The following is a 7,134-nucleotide window of genomic DNA, read 5'->3' as shown; positions in this document are numbered from 1 at the left end:
GTGGGGTGGGGCGCTCGCGGTGCTGCTCGTGGGGCTGAGCGCGCCGGTGCTCCTCTTCGCCGGACGCACCCTGTCTGAGTCGTTCTCCGCGTCCTTCCTCCTCGTGGCCATGGAGGCCCTGGACCGGCCGGACAGCGGAGCGGACGCGCGCGTGCGTCGAGCGGGCCTCGTGGGCGGGCTGGCCCTGGGGCTCGCCGTGGTGGCGCGCTACCCGTCCGCCCTGTTCGTGGTGGCCGCGCTCGTGTGGCTGGCCGTCGCCCGGCGGTGGCGCCTGCTCGCCTTCACCTGCGTGGGCGGCACGGCGGTGGCGGTGGGACTGGGCCTGCTCGACTGGGGCACCTGGGGCACGCCCTTCCACTCGCTCCGGGCCTACCTGGACTACAACGTCCTCTCCGGGAAGGCCGCCGCCGCGTTCGGCGCTTCCCCGCCAGACTTCTACTGGGAGCCGCTGCTCCAGGCCGTGCCCCTCTGGGCCTGGGCCGCCGTGCCGCTGTCGCTGGTCCCCCTGTTCCGCTTCCGCGCGCTGTCCCTGCCGCTCACCTGCGCGGCCGTCTATACCGCCGTCCTCCTGTCCACGCCGCACAAGGAGGAGCGCTTCCTCTACCCGGGGCTGGTGGTGGCGCTGCTCGCGGCCGCGTCCCAGGTGGCTGCGTCCATCGCCGTGCTCCCCCGGCCGGGCCTGAGGAATGGGGCGGCGGTGCTCGCGCTGGCCCTGGGCTTCGTGCGCGGCGGGGGCTTCCCGTCCAACGACCTCCGCGCGGACCAGTTCCGCGCCATCGTCCAGGCCTCGCGAGGGGACGCGACGGGGCTGCTCATCGTCAACGAGGGGCTGTGGGGCTCCGGAGGCTTCTTCTACATCGGCAAGAACATCCCCTGGCGCACCTGCGACTGGCCCCGGGACGCGGCCTTCCAGGCCTCCATCCGCGACCCGGCCTTCAACCGCGCCGTCACCTTCGAGGGCCGGGCCCTGCCGGAGCTCCAGGCCGCCGGCTTCCGCGTCGTCCGCCAGGTGGGGCGCGAAACCCTCCTCGTCCGCGACTGAGACGGGACAGCGGCAGCCGGGCAGGGAAGGGCAAGCCCGCAAAGCCGAAGCGCCGGCATCCCCGGAGGGATGTCGGCGCTTCAGGTGAGACAGAACGGCCGGGACACACGCGGAAGTACGCTACCGTTGCTTCCTTCCGGACCTGGCGGGGTTCGCGCCCCCACGTTGTCCCGACCACAAAATCGATGCTGCTACAGCGAAAGTAACAACGGAGAGGGTGGGATTCGAACCCACGATACCCTTTCAGATATGCACGCGTTCCAGGCGTGTGCCTTCAACCGCTCGGCCACCTCTCCAAGGACAATGGAGCGGAGAGCGTAGGATTCGAACCTACGGTACCGTTACCGGTACGCCTGATTTCGAGTCAGGTGCCTTCGACCACTCGGCCAGCTCTCCAAGTATTCAGTTTTCACGTCGCTTCGCGCGCAAGCGCTCGAAGAACGTCTTGAGAAGCTGGCGAGAGTCCTCCGCCAGGATACCGCTTGTGACCTGGAGCCGGTGATTGTGCCGCGGCTCTTCCACCAGATTGTACAGCGAGCCGACCGCACCCGCTTTCGGGTCCATCGTACCAAAGACGAGTCGGGTGACACGAGACTGCACCAGCGCACCGGCGCACATCGCACACGGTTCCAGCGTCACGTAGAGGGTCACCCCGGAGAGTCGCCACGCATCACGCGCCTTGGCGGCGGCTGCCAGAGCAATCATTTCGGCGTGGGCGAAGGGGTTCCGGTCGCATTCGCGGCGGTTGTAGCCCGTGCCCACGACGTTTCCGTCCAGCACTGCCACTGCACCTACCGGTACTTCCCCGAGTGAAGCTGCTTCCCGCGCGAGCTCAAGAGCCTGCTGCATGAAAGCGATGTCGTCACTCATGATGTGCGCGCCTGAAGAAGAAGTGCGCTCCCTGGAGGATTCGAACCTCCGGCCTTCGGATTCGTAGTCCGACGCTCTATCCAGCTGAGCTAAGGGAGCATTTCTTCCGGCTGCTGCTTTACATCAAGTGGCGGAGAGAGAGGGATTCGAACCCTCGATACCCTTTCGAGTATGCAGGTTTAGCAAACCTGTGCCTTCAGCCTCTCGGCCATCTCTCCAACTCTTCTCTGTCAAAGAACCGCGAAACTCAAGCTCAAAATCGGAGGCGGTAGGATTCGAACCTACGGAAGGCTTTCACCTTCTGCGGTTTTCAAGACCGCTGCCTTCAACCGCTCGGCCACGCCTCCACAGCTGTTGCCGTCGGTTCCCGTGGGGCCAACCGCGCCCGTGGGGCCGCCCTTCTACCGCATTTTCTCTCCGTGGCAAGAGAGATGTTGGGGCCTTTTCACGTCCAGGCCCCATTCCACCTGACTAGAGGGGGCGCAATTCCTTCAAGCCCCCCATGTACGGCACCAACGCCTCCGGGATGGCGACGCTTCCGTCCTCCCGCTGGTAGTTCTCCAGGATGGCGATGCTCGTGCGCCCCACGGCCAGCCCGCTGCCGTTGAGGGTGTGCACCATCTGGGGCTTGTCGCCCTTCTGGGGGCGGAAGCGGATCTTCGCGCGGCGGGCCTGGAAGTCGCCGCAGTCCGAGCAGGACGAAATCTCCCGGTACGCGCCCTGGCCCGGCAGCCAGACCTCGATGTCGTACGTCTTGCGAGCGCCGAAGCCCATGTCCCCGGTGCACAGCAGCATCACGCGGTGGTGCAGCCCCAGCCGGCGGAGGATGTCGCACGCGTCGTCCGTCATGGCCTCCAGCTCCTCCAGGCTCTTCTCCGGAGAGGCGAACTTCACGAGCTCTACTTTATGGAACTGGTGCTGGCGGATGAGGCCGCGCGTGTCGCGCCCCGCGGCGCCGGCCTCCGCGCGGAAGCACGGGCTGAAGGCGCAGTAGCGGATGGGGAGCTGCTCACCCTCCAGGATTTCGTCCGCGTGGTAGTTCGTCACGGGGACTTCCGCAGTGGGGATGAGGAAGCGCTCGGGGTCGCCGGACGTCTTGAAGGCGTCGTCCTCGAACTTGGGCAGCTGGCCGGTGCCCATCATCGTCTCACGCAGCACCAGGTAGGGCGGCAGCAGCTCCGTGTAGCCCTTGGAGGTGTGCACGTCGATCATGAACGTGACGAGCGCGCGCTCCAGCCTGGCGAGGGCGCCCTTGTAGAAGGTGAAGCGGCTGCCGGACACCTTCGCGGCGCGCTCGAAGTCGAGCATGCCCAGCGACTCGCCCAGCTCGAAGTGCTGCTTCGGCGTGAAGAGCAGGTTCGGCTTCTCACCCCAAGTCTTCACCTGGACGTTCTCGTCCGCGCTCGTGCCCACCGGGGCGGATTCATGGGGCACGTTGGGGATGACCAGCAGGATGCGGTTGAGCTCCTCCTCCACTTCCTTGAGGCGGGCCTCCTTCTCCTTGATCTCCTGGGACACGCCGCGCAGGTCGCCGCGCAGCTTCTCCATGGCGGCCGGGTCCTCCTTGGCCTTGCGCTTCATCTCGTCGTTGGCGGCGTTGCGGCGCGCGGCCAGCGCTTCCATGGAGACGTAGAGGTCGCGGCGCTCCAGGAAGAGCGCCTGGAAGGGGCCGAGGTCCAGGCTGCCGCCCCGCGTCTTCAGTCGGGCGACGACCGCATCGAAGTTCTGCGCAACGTTCCGGAGGTCCAGCATAGGGGCTCGCCTTGTAGTCACCCCGGGGTGGGCCGGCAAGGCTCACCACGCGCCGGGTGCTCAGGGCCGGACGCCCCCGGGCCCCGGTGACTGACCGGAAGGGCCCTGGTGGCTGACCGGGCGGGCCTGGACCGCGAGCCCGCCCGGAAGGGCCGGCTCAGTGTTCGAGGTCGTAGATTTCGTCCTCGATGTCCTTCTTGTCCGACGCGTCCGGCTTCTTCACCAGGTACTCCTTGAAGGCCGTGATGGCGTCCTTGCGCTTGTTGCGCTCCTTGTAGGCGAAGCCCAGGTAGTAGAAGGGCTGCGGGTTCTCCGGCTCGGCGGTGGTGGCCTTCTTGTACCAGTCGATGGCCTTCGCGTGCTGGGCCTGCTCCGTGTAGGCGCGCGCGACCTTGTAGTAGACGTACGTGAGCTTCGGATCCGCCTTGAGCGCCGCCTGGTAGCGGCGGACGGCGTCGTCCCAGCGCGCGGCGTTGAAGAGCACGTCACCCATGGCGCCCATCACCCGCGTGCGCTGCGGATCCGCCTTGAGGCTGGCCTCGAAGGAGCTGATGGCGCTGTCGAAGTCGGAGCGCTCCAGGTAGGCGTGGCCCAGGGCCTCGTGCGCGTCCGCGTAGTTGGGGTCCAGCTCCACGGCGGCCTTCCACTGCTCAATGGCGTCCGGCAGCCGCTTCGCGTCGCGCAGGATGACGCCGTACGCGTACTTGTAGTCCGCGCGCTTGGGGGCGCGGTCCACGGCGGTCTTCATGCTGTCGAGCGCCTGGGTGTACTCGGAGCGCTTCGCGCGCACGAGGCCCAGGTAGTAGAGCGCCTCGTGGTTGGACGGCTCGTTGCGCAGCGCGAGGCCCAGGTTGCTCTCCGCGCCGCCCAGGTCGCCCTTCTCCAGGAGCACCGCGCCCAGGGTGATGGGCGTGGTGGTGGAGCGGGGGTCCTCCGCCTTGGCCTTCTCCAGCTCCGTGGCGGCCTCGTCCAGGCGGTGCAGCCGCCAGAGCACGAGCCCGCGCTGCAGCCGGCCGTCCTTCAACAGGTGCGGATCCAGCTCCAGGGCGCGGTTGGCCTCCGTCTCCGCGCGGGCCGCGTCGCCGTTGAGCAGCGCCACGCGCGACAGGCCCAGGTGGGCGTCCGCCAGGTTGGGGTCCAACTGCACGGCGCGGTCGAATTCCTGCTGCGCGAGCAGGCTGTTGTTCTCCGCGAGCGCCAGCTCACCCAGGCCCGCGTGCACGCCCGCGTGCTCCGGCGCCTGCTTCGCGGCGGTATCCAGCAGGGCGCGCGCGTCCGCGTTGCGGTGCTGCCGCAGGTACAGGCGGCCCAGGTACAGGCCCGCGTCCACCAGCTTCGCGTCGGCGGCGTTGGCGCGCTTGAAGTGGCCTTCCGCCTCCGTGGGCTTGTCGAGCGCGTCCTCGATGCGGCCGTAGAGGTACGCGATGCGCGCCTCGTTGGGGAAGCTCTTGCTGGCGGCCTCCACGGCGGTGAGCGCGTCCTGCATCTTGCCCGTCATCACCAGCGCGGTGATGTGGCCGTCCACGAACTCCAGGTTGTCGTTGTCCTCCTTCGCGAGCGATTCATAGAGCGGCAGCGCGCTGTCGTAGTCGCGCTGCGAGCGCAGGACCTGGGCGAGCTGGGCCTTGATGAAGGTGGAGTCCGGGTTGTCCTTGTAGGCCGCCTGCAGCTCCGTCTCCGCTTCCTTGGGCTTGAACTGCTGGAAGAGGGCCACGCCCTTGAGGCCACGGGCGCGGGCGCGCTCGGCGGGCCCCAGCGCGTCCTGGAGCTTCAGGGCGCTCTCCACGGCCTGGGCGCCCTGCTCGATGTTGGACTTGCGCACGAGCAACTCCACCGCGGCCAGCTCCACCGCGGAGGCGGCGTGCTGCGGATCCGCGGCGAGCGCGTCCGCGTAGGCCTTGGCGGCCTCGTCGGCCTTGCCTTGCGCCTGGTACAGGTTGCCCAGCGCGTGGTGGGCCTTGGCGGACTTCGCGTCCTTCTCCAGCACCTTGGTCAGCGTGGCGACGGCGTTGGCCGTGTCCTTCTGCTGCGCGTAGGACTCCGCCAGGAGGAAGGAGAGTTCCAGGTCGCCCTGGTTGTCCTCGCGCAGGGACGCATCCCGCAGGCGGCCCTGCACCTCCGCGGCCTTGCGCTGGGTGAGCGCGATGGCGGCGGCGGTCTTGATGACCTCCACGTTCTTCTCACCCAGGAGCTCGATGGCCTCCATCTGCTTGGTGCACTTGCCCAGGTCGGCGCGGTCGCCGTCGGCGTAGCGGCGCTGCAGGTAGGCCACGGACTGGCACCAGAGGGCGCGGACCTCCGGGTACTCGTTCTTGTTCAGCACCTGGCCGGTCTTGGTGCGCGCCTCCTTGTAGCTGGCGTAGGTGTCCGCCAGGAGCCCCTTGCGCGCGTCCTCGACGAGCTTCGCCTCCGGGGAGCCGGCGGAGACGCGGGCCGGGAAGAACTTGTTGCGGCCGAAGGCGCCGTAGCGGCTGGCTTCGAAGCTGGCGCCGGTGCCCAGCACGAGCACCGACACGCCCGCGGCGATGAGGGCCGGCAGGCGCTTCTTCCACTTCGCGTCGGCCGCGCTGCGGTCCACGACGGACACCGCGGCCATGCGGCCTTCGTAGAGCTGGCGCAGCCGCTCCATGCTGGCCTGGGGGTTGGAGGCCTCCGTGCTGGCCGCCGAGTCCGCGGCCGGCGCACCCGGGGTGGCCGCGAGCGGCACGGCCTTGGCCGGACCCTCCATCAGCCGCTGGATGGCGGCGGCGAAGGTGGGCATCGTGCCGATGGCGGACCACGACTCCGCGTCCGGCGACACGTCCTCGTTGCCCAGGAGCTGGCCGTCCTCGAGCATCTTGACGATGACGCCCTCTTCGAACGGGCCGAACATCTTCCCGGAGCGGCGGCGCACGTGGAAGCGCTTCACCGGCGTGCGGCCACCGGCTTCCTTCCCGGCGCTGTCGTCGATGAAGCTGAGCATCTCCAGGCCGTCAGCGGGGCCCGCGGCGGGCGGGGGCGGCAGCGGCGCGGAGAGGTCCGCTTCCAGGTCATCCACGGGCGCGGCGGTGGGGTCGAACTCCAGCGCGTCCGGCAGGCCCATGGCGGCGGAGGCCGGGACGGGGGCCGGGTCTCCGAAGTCCACGTCGCCGAAGTCCGTCGCGGGGTTGATGCGCGCGGGCGGCGCGGCCGGGGCGGGGTCGCCAAAGTCCAGGGAGAAGTCCGGTGCGGGCGGCGCGGCCGGAGGCGGGGACGTGAAGTCCACCGCGAACGGATCATCCATGGGGACGGGGGACTGGCCGTACGCGGGCGCCGGCGGCTCCGCGAAGTCGAAGGACACGGGCGCGGACGCGGCGGGCGAGGGCAGGTCCGAGAAGTCCATCGCCTGGGGTGAGGCGGGCGAGGGCAGGTCGGAGTAGTCCAGGCCGGGCGAGGGCGGCAGGGCGAAGGGGTCCTCGCTCGCGGAGGGCAGCTCGCCCAGGTCGTAGGAC

Annotated in this window: 4 protein-coding genes, 5 tRNA genes and 1 other RNA gene; 1 reads left to right on the top strand and 9 read right to left on the bottom strand. The window is 69.2% G+C overall.

Features of this window, described 5'->3' with window-relative positions:
* Window positions 1–1,042 (top strand): glycosyltransferase family protein (locus D7W81_RS38135; protein WP_120560275.1); only part of this gene is annotated, 1,042 nt, incomplete at its 5' end.
* An 88-nt stretch (window positions 1,043–1,130) separates the two neighbouring features.
* Here the strand turns inward: D7W81_RS38135 and ffs are convergent.
* The 9 genes from ffs to D7W81_RS38090 all read right to left on the bottom strand — a co-directional run.
* Window positions 1,131–1,223, bottom strand: an RNA gene (gene ffs / locus D7W81_RS38130) — signal recognition particle sRNA small type.
* A gap of 28 nt (window positions 1,224–1,251) precedes the next feature.
* Window positions 1,252–1,338 (bottom strand) — tRNA-Ser (locus tag D7W81_RS38125).
* Between the two features lie 13 nt (window positions 1,339–1,351).
* Window positions 1,352–1,438 (bottom strand) — tRNA-Ser (locus D7W81_RS38120).
* A 6-nt stretch (window positions 1,439–1,444) separates the two neighbouring features.
* Window positions 1,445–1,912, bottom strand: a complete 468-nt coding sequence (gene tadA, locus D7W81_RS38115) for a tRNA adenosine(34) deaminase TadA (RefSeq protein WP_120560274.1) — start codon at window positions 1,910–1,912, stop codon at window positions 1,445–1,447.
* Window positions 1,913–1,937: 25 nt separating this feature from the next.
* Window positions 1,938–2,011, bottom strand: a tRNA-Arg gene (locus D7W81_RS38110).
* Between the two features lie 29 nt (window positions 2,012–2,040).
* A tRNA-Ser gene (locus D7W81_RS38105) sits at window positions 2,041–2,130 on the bottom strand.
* Between the two features lie 42 nt (window positions 2,131–2,172).
* Window positions 2,173–2,259 (bottom strand) — tRNA-Ser (locus tag D7W81_RS38100).
* Window positions 2,260–2,383: 124 nt separating this feature from the next.
* The gene (gene serS, locus D7W81_RS38095) at window positions 2,384–3,664 is read right to left on the bottom strand and encodes a serine--tRNA ligase (protein WP_120560273.1); all 1,281 of its coding nucleotides are present in this window, start codon (window positions 3,662–3,664) and stop codon (window positions 2,384–2,386) included.
* Between the two features lie 157 nt (window positions 3,665–3,821).
* Window positions 3,822–7,134, bottom strand: a 3,313-nt coding sequence (locus tag D7W81_RS38090) for a tetratricopeptide repeat protein (RefSeq protein ID WP_120560272.1), incomplete at its 5' end; no start/stop codon positions are given.

The sequence above is a fragment of the Corallococcus aberystwythensis genome, assembly GCF_003612165.1.
Taxonomy (GTDB): Bacteria; Myxococcota; Myxococcia; order Myxococcales; family Myxococcaceae; genus Corallococcus; species Corallococcus aberystwythensis.
The sequence above is the reverse complement of the archived record's forward strand: the minus strand, read 5'-3'. Positions and strand labels throughout refer to the sequence as shown.